Genomic DNA, 15,101 nt, shown 5'->3' on the forward strand with positions numbered 1-15,101 from the left:
TATAGAAAAAACCGAGTCAATCGGCTTCCTCTTTTTGCCTTTGACTCGGTTTCTAGTGTACCATATTTTGCTGTTCGGGGAGAATGATTTCGAACTGTTCTCCGTGCTGCAATATCGTTATGTCTTGATCCTTGACGCGCATGACTACGACATCCCGCTTCTGCCGCATCCGTTCTACATATTGCTCGGGCACTTCACCTGCTCCATATATCGTTATGCCGTCAATTTCCCGCTCCTCGTCATCTTGAAGAGGAGTTTGAAGCACCTTTTCATAAATATCAGAGAACTGTTCAAAATCATTCGTATAAACCGAAATGCATTTCATCACGACCGACTCCCATCCGTATTCATTTATTTTCCAGTCTTTCTCGGTTTGGTCGCTTTCATACGTTCTTTCCCCACTCGACAGCAATCGATCAGCGGGCAAATTTCGCACCGCGGAGATTGCGCTTTGCAATGATAACGTCCAAAAAAGATTAACCGATGATGCGTAATTGTCCACTCTTCCCGTGGCACTTTACGCATCAACTTCTTCTCGACTTCCAACACGCTGTCAGTCTCATCTGCCAGCTTCAGCCGTTTCGAGACCCGCTCAACATGCGTGTCCACCGCCATCGCAGGTACGCCAAACGCATTGGATACGACGACATTCGCCGTCTTCCGTCCGACCCCCGGCAGCTCTGTCAACAACTCATGCTCTTGCGGCACTTCGCCATTGTATTTGTCAATCAGCATCTGACAAAGCTTTTGAATATTTTTAGCTTTGTTCCGAAACAATCCGATGCGCCGTATATCCGATTCCAATTCTTCCAGTGGAACAGCTATATAATCTTCCGGCTTTTTATATTTCTCAAATAACGTTGCCGTCACTTTGTTCACAGTCTCATCCGTGCATTGAGCAGATAAGAGAACCGCAATCGTTAATTCGAACGGATTTGCATGATGTAACTCGCAATGCGCGTCAGGAAACATTTCCGCTATCGTATCCAATATTCGGCGCGCGCGCGCGCTGGTTGCCACCCTTCCCCACTCCTTTCATCTAAAAACCGTCTCACCCTAAGGATGAGACGGCTCGTTCAACCCAATTGTATTTTAAGACAATTTCTCAATTTCAACAACCTGATTGTTAACAAAATAAAGCATAATATCTGTGCCCTCTTTCAGGGAAGAGAGGTTGATTTTGTCACCACTGGAGTGAATGTACGCATTTGGATTTATTTTGAAAATGTAATTATTTTCCGAAAGCGAACGTTTTACATACAACTCACTATTTTGTGTATCATAGCGTGAATAGCTGCGCTTCGTGCCGCTAACCAGCTTCGCGACCGGCAGATCTTTCGCATCTTTGCGTACTTCAACCCGGTCTCCCGTTTTGAGTGCGCTCAGGTTCGAAGTAGACTGATCGACTTGAATTTGCGCATTTTTGCCGAGCTGATGCACAGACACATCGCCTGCATTGTCGCGAACCGTCAAGACGCCGGTGTTCGTATCGATCGAATCCACACGTCCGTAAGTAACTTGAACTTGACGCACTTCAACGATGGAACGTCCGTCCAATACGGCATTTACGAAATCATTTGCTTTAATGTCTTCCAGCTTAATGCGATTGTCCTTCAAGTCATATACCGGTACGCCGCCGACATAGAACTCTTCAATAGTCGTGCCTGAAGAGCGCAACCGAATGCGGTTGGCGGAAGTGTCGCGGGACACGACTTCAAACTGCTCCGTTTGGCGAACGGCCAACGAGGAGATCGAAATCTGATCGTCCGTCAAGTAAGCGACAATCTTATCGCCATTGTTCAGATCCGTCAACGTCATATTGCTCTTGCCGTACTTCTCGACACTGAGCGTCGTGTTCTTAAATGGAAGCGTCACTGTCTGATCATTGGCAAGCTTCATCGTTACCGTCTTGGCGGTCGTGCTTGCAAATACAAACGTGCCCTCGAATTTGTTAACGAATTGGACGAGAATCGCATTTTTAGCCGTATATTGAATGTTCGCTTTGCGTTTGCCGTTTCTTAATTCGCTCGCAATATCATCCAGCGACACACGGTTCCCATTGTTTTCAAAACGAGTGCCATGGTTCAGGCTCAATACGTAAGGGTCTTTTTTCTCATCGACAACCGTCAACAGGTTGTTCGTCTTGTCATAGTTGAGAATCGTGACGCCGATAAGCATTTCGACTTTACGATTGACCGCCGTAATGCGCGATACGAGATCTTCGCTGTTCATCGTCAGCTCTACGCGATCCCCATACTCTCCGGCAATCAATTCATCGAAGGACGGGTTTTTCATACCTTCCATGACGATTTCGACATCACGCGCCAACATTTTTGCTTCCAGCTTGCCGTTGTCTTTCTTCACCGTCAGGCTAGTCTTTGCGGCGCCTTTTTCGTACAATGTGCCGGTAATCGTCATTTCCGCCAATTCAGTCAGTTCAATCGACTGAACAATGCTGTTTTTCACCACATATGTAATCGCGGCTTTTTCTTTCAAATCCTTGATGCCGTTCGTAAAGATCTGATCCTTGTATCTGACAATGGCGTCATCCGCTACCGTAAACGTCTCAGTGTCGCCGCTTTCCGGTTGAATCGTTATCGACTTGCTCGTGGCATCAACCGACACAATCGCGCCTTTGCCTGATTTGTTCACAGGACCGGACTTCACTTGAATTTCAATGATTTTGCGTTCGGTCGTGAACGTTTCGCGTTTCATTTCCAACACGCTGTCTGTCGTCATTTTGGAAGGCTCGATCGCATTGCCGCTTGCATCTTTAATTACGGTCGTATTATCGAAGAAGACTTCCGTCAAATCTTCTGTCCCGTCGCTCTTCACGTACATTTTATTGTCTCTGGCGACTACATATTTCAGTGTGGCGCTCGTCGTCTCTACTTTAGGCTGCGCATCAATTAATTCCACATAGGAAGCTACGCCCCCTTCTCCAACAACACGGATTTTCGTGTATAGAGCGATGTCGCTTGCCTTGATAGACTCTTCACTATCACCCTTGTAGTACGTCGTCTTGCTGTCGCGGCGGTACGTCTGTGACTTCCCGTCTTCGGTATAAAGACGAATCTCCTGATCGCTCAGGCTCATGGCATACCCGTATGTTTCCGTGGCATGCTGAATCGACGCTACCTTATCCCCGCGGCTGAAGAACGTCGCAAGTTGATCACGCGTTACTTTTCCTTGCGGTTCAAAACGGTTGCCAGCCATGCCTGTCGTTATCTGCAAATCAACCGCCGTATTTACATAGCCGAGTGCAGACGAACTGATTTTGTTGTTGTCAGCGAATGAGGTTGGCTTATTTTGTGCCTTCGCTTCTGCTTCTTTGCCGACCGCGCGCACCAAAATCTTCGTGATCCATTCGCGCGTTACCTTCTCGTCGCCCCAAGGCTTCTTCGGATCCGGATTCGTCATCTCTTCCTTCTTATCCAGCAGACCCTTCTGGAACGCAAGCACGACGTAAGGCTTGAAGTAATTGCCTACCTTGAAATCTTCCGGCAGCGCAACCGTTTCCGTCGTATTCAGATCTCCTTCAAGTCCCATGAAGCGAATGGCCATCGTAATCGCTTCTTGCTGTGTAACATCGTCACCAGGACGGAACTTCCCGTTGTTTCCTTTCAGGATTCCTAATGCCGTAAGCTTATGTATATGCTTCTCTGCCCAGTGTCCAAGCTTGACATCGCTGAACATTGGGCTGACACCGGACGCGGTTGCAACCTGATTATTTGTTGGAGTTCCTGATTCCGCAGCCATTGCGATAGGCAATGATGTCATCGTTAAAGACAAGGCTAACAGCGCGCTCCCGATAGTTCTTGTCTTACGCATGCGGTTTTCGTGATTCAATTTCATTGTGCATCCCCTTCCACGGATATTACGTTAAGATGTTCTTTTTCGACAAGAACAGGGGCAATTCCTGCCCCTGTTCTCCAATAAATATAGGTATTTTTAAGTGATTCATCATAATCGTTGTTCAATAGACACGTTTAGCCGATTAGCGCTTAATAGGATGCTCTAGCGTAACATGCCCCATGAGGCTCTCTACCGCTTCACCGTCTACTAGAACGTCAATCGCTTTTACTTCATTGAATTGGAACAGAGTCTTTGTTAGCGCCTCAAGCGCAAACTGCTCTCCGCCCGCTCCCAAATGGCCGTCTTCCGGAATATGAACGTCAATGACAAGCGTTTCGTTATCCATCTTGACTGACTTGAATTCGATTTTCTTCCACAATGGAATGTCGCTGTCGTTATCGGAAGATTGCAGCGCTTCGAGGACAGCTTTGTACTTCTCCTCGTCATCTGCGAACTGAATCTTCTTCTCATACGTCTTTAATCCCATCAATTCTTCGTCAGAGACATATACTTGTATGGATTGTTCTTGTTTATTATCTTTCTGCCCATCTGTCGGCGGCTGTTCCGTCGTCGGTTGTTCTGTCGTTGGCTGTTCCGGCTGCCCCGCATTCGTGGTGGGCTTAGAGCCGCACCCGGCAACGAGCGCAATGGACAATACGACAGCGGCAATTCCCCACCATTTACGTGTTGTCATCACTAATGACCTCCTTTACACCGTTCATAACGCAGCGCAGTGAAAAAAGTTGCATCTCCGCGGAATTAGAGCAAGCCCAAATAGTCTTGAATTCCTTTGACGATGTTCTCTGCGACGCGCGCTTGGAACTGCTCATCAAAAAGTTGGGATTCGTCATATTCATTCGTCAAATATCCAACTTCAAGCAGAATGGCCGGCATTTTGGTCTCGCGAGTGACATGGTGATCGGCCTTGCGCACCCCTCGGTCTTTGAACTGCGTGCCTTCGACAAGATGCTCGTGCATCGTATCGGCGAACGCTTTGCTTGCCGAGCGCCAGTAATAGGTCTCGGTACCGGTTACCGAAGGTTTATCTTTAATGCTGTTGGCATGGATAGAAACAAATAAGTCCGCTGCCAATTCGTTGGCTATTTTAGCTCGATCGCTCAGCTCCACAAACGTATCGTCTTCGCGCGACAATACGACGTGGAACCGATCGTCTTGACGAAGCAACTCGCTCACTTTCAAGGAAAGCGCCAAATTGAAATCTTTCTCATACCGTTTCTTAATGCTTACGGCGCCTGAATCGTGATCGCCATGCCCTGCATCGATAACGACCGCGTATTTGCCGTCCGGCTTTGTCGGCTTCATAGGCTCTCCACCGCTGCCAGTGCCTGTGCCTGGAATCAGCGAAATGGTCGTCAATCCCTGGTCATTCGTCGCAACTTCTGCTTGAAGCGCATAATTCGCATCGATAACAAAACGAACGGTATTCGGATCGTTACTGAACATCGCAAAGCGAATTCGCTGCACATCTGGGTAGTCTGTAATTAACATTTCCCCTTGACCGCCATCACTGAAACCGAATTTTTCATAAAATGTGTCCGAGAATATAGTTCCCGGTAAATCAATAACGACACGATCAGGGTCTGTCATCGTCATAATTTTCGGTTTTACGTTGTAATCTGAAGCAATATGTAACTGGTTGTTCATAAATGAAAAATCGGTAATATGCGCATCTTCCGAATTCTCGTTGTGATTCGTTCCATCGGACGAAGTGTCTCTGCCGCCATTCGCATCTTCACCGCTAGGTGTGCCCGCTGTCGGCGGAACGACGTCTGGAGATGACTCATCTGCTGTAAACAAGTACACCGACTTCGTGTCCTTGTCCCACTCCACCGTCAACCCCATGTTCTGCCCGACGAAGCGGAGCGGAACGAGCGTTGAGCCTGCTTTGACGATTGGAGTTACGTCCAATAGGACTTCTTTATTGTTCACTTTAGCCGTCTTCTGATTAACGGTCAGGTTTAAACGTTTGCTATCGTTATATATGGTTACCGTCTTCGCCTTCCCGTTCCACCCAACCTTATACCCCAACTCTTCGGAAACGACGCGAATCGGAATCATGACCGAATTATTACTCATCGTGATTTTCTCCGGCAATTTAATGGAATTGCCGTTCAGGTACAAGCTCGGTTCAGGAGCAGCTTGAGCTTGTCCCATGTCGGGAAACAGTACGCACAATAACATCATCAGTAGCAACCCTACACCTAATTTTTGTCCTCTCTGCATCTTCACCTCTACATCCTTTCATGTTGTTCCGCTCTATATGTCTGTTTATTAAGAACGGACGTATTATTAGACGTATAAAAAGGACAAAAGTTGCGTAATTTCAACATAATTTGGTTAAAAATATCGTCCTCTACTTAAATGTAATTCAACATCTATCTGCCACGCAAGAGGGTTCTTTAAATAAACTTTGACTTTCTTTGCGCGCAAATGACAAAAACCCGCGCTTCGGCATCGACATTCCTCGCATGAGGAACTACGAGACGGCGTGGGCTTTTATGAACATGACTGCCACCAATGGATATGATCTCATCAGTGGATGAGTATTCAGGCGCTGACGGGAGAGCCGTTGTTCAACGCCACGGTCTGATTCGGTTCCCACATTTCGGGCTCGTGGGAGGACACAATGACGGTCCTTGCACGCGCATACAGGGACAGCAAGGCAATGATACGCCGCTGTTCCGGGCCATCCACGTGTGTGAGCGGTTCGTCGAGCACCAGCATATCGGGAGCCCCGAGCAGTGATTGGGCGAGCATGAGACGGCGTTGATACCCGAGAGAGAGCCGGTTCACCCGGGTTGCGCGCTCACCCTTCAATCCGAATAATTCCAATAGCTTCAGGTGGGAGGCCGTGTCCGTCACGCCTTTCAATCCGCCCATATAAGAGAGAAATGCTAGTGCGGTCATATCCTCATACGGCACGGCTTCCCCGGGAACGAAGCCAATTCGCCCCCTCACGTAACTTAGCCGCTCCTGGTACGGGATGCCGTTGCAGCTAACCGTTCCCTTATCCGGCACGTCCGCAGAAGCAATGATTTGCAGCAGCGTTGATTTGCCCGCTCCATTCGGCCCGGTAATGAGGTGCAGCCCCGTGTTGAATCGTAATTTCTCCACGTAGAGCCGGAACGCTCCCCGCGCTTTATACACTTGGTTAAGCTCTATCATGCCGGGCGCACCTCCTTACCCGCGGCATACGCACAGGTCAAGGAACGCCGCCACGCCGCTATCAACAACATGCCGCCCGCAGCCAACACCAGACAATCCGCTAGAGCTTGATAATCGAACCTGGGCTGTGAAGAGAGGTAGAGCATTGCTTCGCTTACTCCGTACCATACTGCCCAACCGATGACAGATGCCGCTACCCCCGCTTGCCACCCCTGTCTGAATGTAACGTAGGTCAGCAGCCCACAGACGAATACGGTAGGTGCCATCCACGAGAGTAGGAATGGGAAGAACAGCAGTTCATTCAGACTGGCGTAGACAATGACAGAGCCCGCGATACCGAGCAGCAGATTGCAAGCAAGCACGATAACTGTCCTTGTCATCCAAATAAGTGCCGGTGGATACGGGGTGACTGCTTCTACCAACCGCATCCCTTCATCCTGCGGGCGGACCGCATACAGCCATCCTGCCAGCATGAACAACGGTACCGCGTACGAAAATGCCCCTCTCACCAGCTCTGTGCCCATCTGACTCATCGAGACCGCACTAATCAGCATGGCGAACAAAGCAAAACTGGCAATCCAGTACCAATGCGAATATAGATTCAACTGCAGCTTGACGAGCGCCGACATGCGCGGATCCTTGCGCGGCTCAGATGCTAACCAGGCAAATGCGTCTCGGTGCTGTTCAGCAGCGTGCTTCTTCTCGGCCAAGCTGTGGAACGACGGCCTTAAGCTGGACAGCAGCCGATCCGTATCATCCGGCAAGGGTGAGGATACGACGTAAGGCGGCATGGCAAGACGCACTTCGCGCTCAAGCTCCAACCATTCCTCTTCGTTTCCGGAAAACATGTCTGCCTGTTCAGGAGCCTCCCGTTTATCTTTTTCCATGCGCTATTTCCTCCTTCTCGTCTGGCGATGGCTCTCCCTCTTGGTTCAGCAGTGTTTTCAGCTTCCGCAGAGCGGAATACAGGCTTGCTTTCACCGCGCTTAATCCCATATCGAGCGCGTCGCTAATTTCTTGCAGCTTCAAATCGTGATAGAAGCGGAGCGTGACGATTTGGCGTTGCGTAGCGGACAGCTTGTTCATGACGCGCAGCAGTTCGCGCCTCGTCTCCTGACGCTCAACGAGTTGCAACACGCCGGCATCGTTCCGAACCGCCTCTTCAACGAAATCGTCGACAAGACTCTCCTTGCGCACTTCCTGCTTGCGGAACTGATCTTTGCATAAATTGCCGGCTACACGGTATAGCCAAGGCCGGACCTGTTCTGGAACGGTTCCTTTCTCCATCTGGCGGATTAGCCGCAGAAACGTTTCCTGCACGGTATCCTCCGCTTTACGCCGGTCATGCAGCATTCGTTCCGCATAGGCCTGAATCGGTGCGTGGTAGCGCCGGACAAGCGTCTCAAATGCCGCTTCATCGCCATCTGCCATCGCCTTGACCAACTGTTCATCGGATATCATCCTCCCCCTCCTGTCCGTTGGCGACATGCCGCTCATTTTTATTTTTGTCTAATCGGTGTCATGGCTGACAGCCCACCGTTCCCTCTGTTCCAAACCGATAATGCTCACTACAGCCAGGACGATTGCCGCCACCGCGAACCCGATCCGATTGACCGTGAATACTGTCGCATCCGGCAAATGAAACGTCATCGCACTCGCGCTTCCAGTCAGCGCCCCCTTCGTCATCGATTCGAGCATCCACCATCCGAATGCAGCCGAAATTCCAACGTACCAGCGGCGCGTCCATACCATGACCGCGAGCGTTAGCGCAGCAAAGAAAACGACGGCCGGCGCCACCATAGCCACCAGTTCCCACCAAGAAGCCGGGCGGAATACGGCTTCCGTGCCGCCGTACACATGCACGTTCACGGCCACCGTGCCGAAACGAAACTGATATACGGCATACCAGATCGCTTCATACAGCAGCACGGCCAGCACGGAAAGCGATAACTTGCGCGTGACGAGACTAACGTGCGAGATTGGCCATGTGCTCACCAGCTCCATCATGCCGGCGGACCACTCCCGCTGCGTCAAGATCGCTATCATCATTACGGTGAATGGAATCGCAGCCCATTCATGCATGTAATGGGCTGCAGGCGGATTCGCCGGTTTACACATCAGGAGCGACGCAAGAACGAGCGCCACGGCCCCTAGCGGAAGCAGTATCCAAGACACGCTTCCCTTCACATCCAGAACCCACAGCGCACGGTTATTCATCGTGGCTCACCCGCTCCCATGCTTGTTCCAGCATGTCAGTCGTTATCATCGGGTACTTCTCCGGCGTATAATCGGCGCTGCTGTAGTAATCGATATGCAGTCCGTCAAAACGCTCGTACCATTCTGCCAACAGCTTTTTAAATCTATTCGCGCCACCATTGTCCAATGCGGCATGGAATTGTCCTTCGAGCTTGACAAGACGTTTTACATTCACATTGTCCTCTTCTCCACGGAAGGACTTCGAAAATGATAAATACGGCAATCGCTGCGACTCCTGCTCATCCAATCCAAGCTTGTCACGGGTGTACATGACTGTGAATAACGAGCGGAGTTCCATTACGAAGGTGGGCTTCTCATCGTACGCTAACGATATGTTGAGCGCATCGTCACCGAACAGCAGACTGTTTATGATGCGCACAAACTGATAATTGTCCAGATTATGGTGCTCCAGTTCTGAAATAAGCATCGTATTGCCAGACACCTCTGTACCATATACCGGTTGTTCCAAATAGCGCATAGGCATGTACAGAATTTGATTGACGCGCGGGTGAACAGGAAGCCATTCTTCGAAATAAGACATCGCCTCATTTACCTGTTCGGCCATGCGTTCGGCTTCCCCGCGATTGCTCGGTGTCGTGACGATGCGTGCGCCGTCCCTGCCGATTGGTATTTCAATGAAATAGCCTGCATACAGATGTACGCTTTTGGCTTGCTTGCTGGAAAAGTGCCAGCTTCCGTCGTCTGCCTGTTCTCCAGCTAGCGTGGCATAAACCGGCCGCTCGATCCCTTTCACAATGACATCGAATTCCTGCGGCTGCATCGCAATTCGGGTCCGATTCACGCGAATTTCCCGATTCGCATAACCATACATCAAATGATTCCCCGGAATGGGATACCATGCCAAATTTCCATTCAATAATACCGTGCCATCTTGCAAAGCATGCGTAATTGCCTCTCCTCCATGGGAATACAACCTTTGAACGCCGGATATGTCGTATCGGAACGCAATCGATACGCGATCGTTCACTTTCTTTCCGGTCTTCACCATAACAGCCGTACCCTGTCGATCATACTCCGCCGGGGCGCCGTCTACCGTTACTTCTTGGAGACGGAACGGAATATCGAGCGTGAACGGAACGGTTCCATCTGCATTCTTGTTCAGAGAGCCTGTCAGCAACGTCGTAATGACAGCACTGTCATCGCCGTCGGCTTGCACTTTGATTTCAGTCCTTTCCGCCTTAAACACCATTTCACTAGAACGTTCCAGCTCTTCGTCTGCGTTCTCTTCAACGTAACGTTCCGTCTCCTGCTTATACGTATCAAGTGACTCGTATCGTTCGTTCCACAGCATCCCGTATGGCAGTGCGGCAAGCACCGCCAAGCCGATGCAGATCCAGCACGCCCATCTCCACCAGAGCGGTTGCATGCCCGGCTGATTCCGCATATGTACGGCAACGGCGGACACGAACAGACAAATGACGAAGACAAAGGCAAAGATGATAAATGCAAGCCATTCCTGACGCCGCCATACTTCGCCCCACGCCTCCAGCTGCCAGCTGCTCGACAGATTAAATTGATTCAAGTGCAACATCCGCATAAATGGGAGCGTCAAAATGTCCAGCAATACCAAGTCGATGAAATACGTGCCGAACACCCATCCGCACAGTCCGATCAAATAGACGACGCGATGGCGGATGCAGGCTGCCAGCGCCATGCCCAGCACGAGCGTGATGAGGTAGGACATTTCATAATGGGATATAAATGTCCACACGTGTGTCATATAGATGCCAGTCTCGATTCCGTGCGAAACGGCAAAGTAGACGTATACTACCGCCATGACGACGGTGAATAAGCTCATATAGACGAAGCCGGCGACCCACTTGGCCGACCAGATGACCATTGAAGACCCAGGCAGCGCGGCCATCCATTCATATGACACCTTCCCGATATCGCGGCGGACGAACAGGATGCCGAGCACAATTGGAATCGCTAGGCTTAACGAGTGCTTCACCTTGTGAAAACCGTGCATATAAAGGTGCAGATCCTGTGACTGCGGCGGTGCAGCCTTCATCAAATCCCCTGCAAGCCATGCGCCGAACAGCAAAGGCAATGCCATCCATATCGGGCTCCGCCACAACCAGCGGCTCTCCATCCTCCATTGCGTTAACCACCTGAATCCGTTATTCACTGCGCTCACCGCCAATCAGAGCCAAGTAACCGTCCTCTAAGGTGGGCACAGCAGAAGCGGCGTGTGGAACGGGAGGACTCGAGCTGACGATCCGGCACCGCACCCCGGTCGCCGTCCGCCTAGCGCCAACGATCTGACTCGGCTCGAACTCCGTAAATTCGTTGTCGCTCAATTCAACTTCCCACACTTGCCCCTCCCCTATCTTCACAAGGCCTTGCGGGTGTCCCGCATACCGCACTTCTCCGCGGGACATGACGGCAAGCTGCGTGCAACTAGTCTCGATGTCTCCCACAATATGCGTGGACAGAATGACCGTGCGCTCTCGGCTGAATCGGTTCAGCAAATTGCGGAACCGGACGCGTTCCTCTGGGTCCAGTCCTGCGGTAGGCTCGTCAACGATGAGCACCTGCGGACAGCCGATCAGCGCCTGCGCGATGCCGATGCGCTGCCTCATGCCGCCGGAATACGTTTTGACCGCTAGAGATGCCTTGTCTGCCAAGTTCACCTGCTCGAGCAGTTCATCAACGTGGCGTTTCCGTTCTTTGCCGCTGCCGATTCCTTTCATGATCGCGACATAATCAAGGAATTGCCGCCCCGTCATTTGCGGGTGAGCTTGAAAGGATTGCGGCAAATAGCCTATCATGCGCCGTATGGTGTCCGCTTCCCGCGCCAAATCACACCCGTTGATCGTAATCGTGCCGCTCGTTGGCTTGAGCAGAGTTGCCAGCATTCTGAGTAAAGTGGACTTCCCCGCTCCGTTCGGACCCAAGAGACCGAACATGCCATGTCCGATCTCCAAATGGACCGACTTCAGGGCTTGTTTGTTTTTCCCGTAGTTCTTGCTCACGTTATGCATGTGTATCACAACCGTCATCCTTCACTATAATTACTCAATACCGGTATCTGAGAAGTATAACGTCGGAGTCAGCCCAAAAGTCACCATCGGTTTCATTTTTTTAACGAAATAATGAATTCATGCATCCGGCACAGACTTAAGGACACACGATTTGCGTGGAGAGAGCACGATGCAAATCGTATGGAGTAATTTATGACAGGGAAGGTGCCATGTGGAACGTCTAGATATTAGATTAATTACAATGGACCTAGGAGATGGCCCTACATAATACCTCAAGATACTGGAGAGGCAGTACTCTCTCCGTTCGGCGTTTCCGATCACTCTCCCCTTCGGTCAGCAACAACGATTCCCGTATGTCTCAGGCACTAGGCGATGTTATCGAACGGTAATGATCCTCCATCGTCTGAGTAGCAAGATTACTAGAGACATATACACCAAAGTTATCCTCTCCCTACGGAGGATGCCCCTACTGAACGAGAGGGAGAGTGGAGAGAAGTACCTGGCAGCGTATCGTTATTAGCTGGAAATGCGATCTTCTTTTCATACAACTCATCTAGCTCATGAATATCGGCACGTCTCCTTTTTTATGCAAAAACAACCTCCGGTTCCGCCGAAGCGGCAAGCCGAAGGTTGCTCTGTTTATGAGGGCATGAATTATACAGGGTAAGCGAGACGGTCAGCATGCTTTGCTTCATACGAAGCAATCGCGTCGCCATGCTTCATCGTTAGGCCAATATCATCCAATCCTTGCAGAAGGAATTGACGGCGGTGCTCATCCAGATCGAAAGAGTACGACAATCCGTAATCATCCGTTATCGACTTGTTCTCCAAGTCGACATGAAGCTGATAACCTTCATACTGAGCCGTACGCTGGAACAATTCTTCCACCTGCTCTTCAGAAAGCTTCACTGGCAACACACTGTTTTTGAAGCAGTTGTTGTAGAAAATATCCGCAAAGGATGGCGCGATGACACAGCGGAAGCCGTAATCCAATATTGCCCACGGGGCATGTTCGCGTGAGGAGCCGCAGCCGAAGTTGGCGCGCGAGATAAGCACGCTTGCTCCTTGATAACGCGGCTTATTCAAATCAAATGACGGTATAACATTGCCTTGCTGGTCGAAGCGCCATTCGTAGAACAGAAACTGTCCGAAGCCGCTGCGTTCAATTCGTTTCAAAAATTGCTTTGGAATAATCGCATCCGTGTCTACGTTCACCCGATCGACAGGTGCGACGAGACCCGTTAATGTCGTAAATGATTGCATGATTCCGTCCTCCTCCTAGTTCAGCACTTCCGCTTTGAATTCCCAATTGCGCACATCAACGAAATGACCTTTTACGGCAGCGGCGACTGCCATTGCCGGCGATACGAGATGCGTGCGTCCGCCGCGGCCTTGGCGACCTTCGAAGTTGCGGTTCGACGTTGAAGCGCAGCGTTGGCCTGGCTGAAGCACGTCAGGATTCATTGCCAAGCACATGCTGCAGCCCGCATCGCGCCATTCAAAGCCTGCATCCGTAAATATTTTGTCCAGCCCTTCCGCTTCGGCTTGCAGCTTGACTCGGCCAGAGCCAGGAACGACAATCGCCGTTACTCTGTCACTCACCTTATACCCTTTGGCCACCTCAGCCGCAGCGCGCAAATCTTCAATCCGTCCGTTCGTGCAGGAACCGATAAAGACATAGTCGACTGCAATATCCGTTATGCGTGTGCCTGGTGTCAAATCCATATATTCTAAAGCTTTCTCTGCAGCTTTTCGTTCATTTTCCGTCGCAAAGTCAGCCGGGTTCGGCACCGACGCCGTAATATTCGTTCCCATACCTGGGCTCGTTCCCCAAGTGACTTGCGGAATCAAGCTATCCATATCGATGTCAACAACACAGTCGTAAGACGCGCCTTCATCTGTAGCCAACTGGTTCCATTGCTCGACCGCAGCATCGTACGCCGCGTCTTGCGGCACATATTGACGTCCGCGCAAGTAGTTGAACGTCGTCTCGTCAGGAGCGATCAGCCCTGCACGAGCGCCGGCTTCAATTGACATGTTGCATACCGTCATGCGCTCTTCCATCGACAGCTCGCGAATCGCTTCACCGGTATATTCAATTACATAACCTGTTGCAAAGTCAGTACCGTACTTGGCGATAAAAGCCAAAATCATATCTTTCGCGGTTACGCCTGGTTTGCGCTTGCCTACGAAGCGCACTTCCATAGTCTTAGACTTCGCTTGCTGCAGGCATTGGGTCGCAAGCACATGCTCCACTTCACTCGTACCGATCCCAAATGCAAGCGCGCCGAACGCGCCATGCGTAGATGTATGGCTGTCGCCGCATACGATCGTCTTGCCCGGATGTGTCAATCCAAGCTCCGGTCCCATGACGTGAACAACCCCTTGGTCGATACTGTTCAGGTCGAACAAAGTAACTCCAAATTCCGCACAGTTCTGCGACAACGTATCGATCTGCTGCTTTGAGATCGGATCCGAAATGTTGAACCGGTCTTTCGTCGGAACATTATGGTCCATTGTTGCATAAGTCAAATCTGGGCGGCGAACTTTGCGGCCGCTCATGCGCAAACCTTCAAACGCTTGCGGTGATGTTACTTCGTGCACCAAGTGCAAATCAATATACAAAATGCTCGGTTTGCCTTCTTCTTGTACGATGACATGCTGATCCCAAATCTTCTCGTACATCGTTTTCTTTGTAGACATTTGCCTCACCTCATCGGTTGTTTCCTCTATCTCTTTGCAAACAATATAGCATTTCCTTCTTCATTGTTCCAAGATATAATAACTATAATGATAATA

General features: G+C 50.5%; 13 protein-coding genes. All 13 read right to left on the bottom strand.

What is annotated here, in order from left to right; translation table 11 throughout:
- Positions 1–52 precede the first annotated feature (52 nt).
- On the bottom strand, positions 53–325 hold the full coding sequence (locus M3650_RS22440; RefSeq protein WP_019421925.1) for a hypothetical protein: 273 nt from the start codon (positions 323–325) through the stop codon (positions 53–55).
- Between the two features lie 26 nt (positions 326–351).
- Positions 352–1,020, bottom strand: coding sequence for an endonuclease III (gene nth / locus M3650_RS22445; protein ID WP_311295119.1), 669 nt, complete (start codon positions 1,018–1,020; stop codon positions 352–354).
- A gap of 72 nt (positions 1,021–1,092) precedes the next feature.
- A complete protein-coding gene (locus M3650_RS22450) occupies positions 1,093–3,831 on the bottom strand; it encodes an S-layer homology domain-containing protein (protein WP_251577971.1) in 2,739 nt (912 codons plus the stop codon).
- 166 nt (positions 3,832–3,997) lie between these two features.
- A complete protein-coding gene (locus M3650_RS22455) occupies positions 3,998–4,549 on the bottom strand; it encodes a GerMN domain-containing protein (RefSeq protein ID WP_251577973.1) in 552 nt (183 codons plus the stop codon).
- A 65-nt stretch (positions 4,550–4,614) separates the two neighbouring features.
- Positions 4,615–6,030 carry an N-acetylmuramoyl-L-alanine amidase family protein gene (locus tag M3650_RS22460; RefSeq protein ID WP_251577975.1) on the bottom strand — a complete coding sequence of 472 codons (1,416 nt, stop codon included), beginning with the start codon at positions 6,028–6,030 and terminating at the stop codon, positions 4,615–4,617.
- Between the two features lie 393 nt (positions 6,031–6,423).
- The gene (locus M3650_RS22465) at positions 6,424–7,041 is read right to left on the bottom strand and encodes an ATP-binding cassette domain-containing protein (RefSeq protein ID WP_251577977.1); all 618 of its coding nucleotides are present in this window, start codon (positions 7,039–7,041) and stop codon (positions 6,424–6,426) included.
- Complete coding sequence (locus M3650_RS22470) at positions 7,038–7,928, bottom strand: hypothetical protein (RefSeq protein WP_251577979.1); 891 nt, start codon at positions 7,926–7,928, stop codon at positions 7,038–7,040. The genes M3650_RS22465 and M3650_RS22470 overlap by 4 nt, the downstream gene beginning before the upstream one ends.
- Entirely contained in the window at positions 7,915–8,502 is a 588-nt protein-coding gene (locus M3650_RS22475; protein WP_019421918.1) for an RNA polymerase sigma factor, read from the bottom strand. Before M3650_RS22475 ends, M3650_RS22470 begins: the two co-directional genes overlap by 14 nt.
- A gap of 48 nt (positions 8,503–8,550) precedes the next feature.
- Complete coding sequence (locus M3650_RS22480; protein ID WP_251577981.1) at positions 8,551–9,258, bottom strand: hypothetical protein; 708 nt, start codon at positions 9,256–9,258, stop codon at positions 8,551–8,553.
- A complete protein-coding gene (locus M3650_RS22485; RefSeq protein ID WP_251577983.1) occupies positions 9,251–11,374 on the bottom strand; it encodes a hypothetical protein in 2,124 nt (707 codons plus the stop codon). Before M3650_RS22485 ends, M3650_RS22480 begins: the two co-directional genes overlap by 8 nt.
- Before the next feature lie 64 nt (positions 11,375–11,438).
- Positions 11,439–12,302 carry an ABC transporter ATP-binding protein gene (locus M3650_RS22490; protein ID WP_251578141.1) on the bottom strand — a complete coding sequence of 288 codons (864 nt, stop codon included), beginning with the start codon at positions 12,300–12,302 and terminating at the stop codon, positions 11,439–11,441.
- A gap of 654 nt (positions 12,303–12,956) precedes the next feature.
- Positions 12,957–13,565, bottom strand: a complete 609-nt coding sequence (leuD, locus tag M3650_RS22495) for a 3-isopropylmalate dehydratase small subunit (RefSeq protein ID WP_251577985.1) — start codon at positions 13,563–13,565, stop codon at positions 12,957–12,959.
- Between the two features lie 15 nt (positions 13,566–13,580).
- Positions 13,581–15,005, bottom strand: coding sequence for a 3-isopropylmalate dehydratase large subunit (leuC, locus tag M3650_RS22500; RefSeq protein WP_251577987.1), 1,425 nt, complete (start codon positions 15,003–15,005; stop codon positions 13,581–13,583).
- Between the last annotated feature and the right edge of the window lie 96 nt (positions 15,006–15,101).

Source organism: Paenibacillus sp. MER TA 81-3 (assembly GCF_023713585.1).
GTDB lineage: Bacteria > Bacillota > Bacilli > Paenibacillales > Paenibacillaceae > Paenibacillus_B > Paenibacillus_B profundus.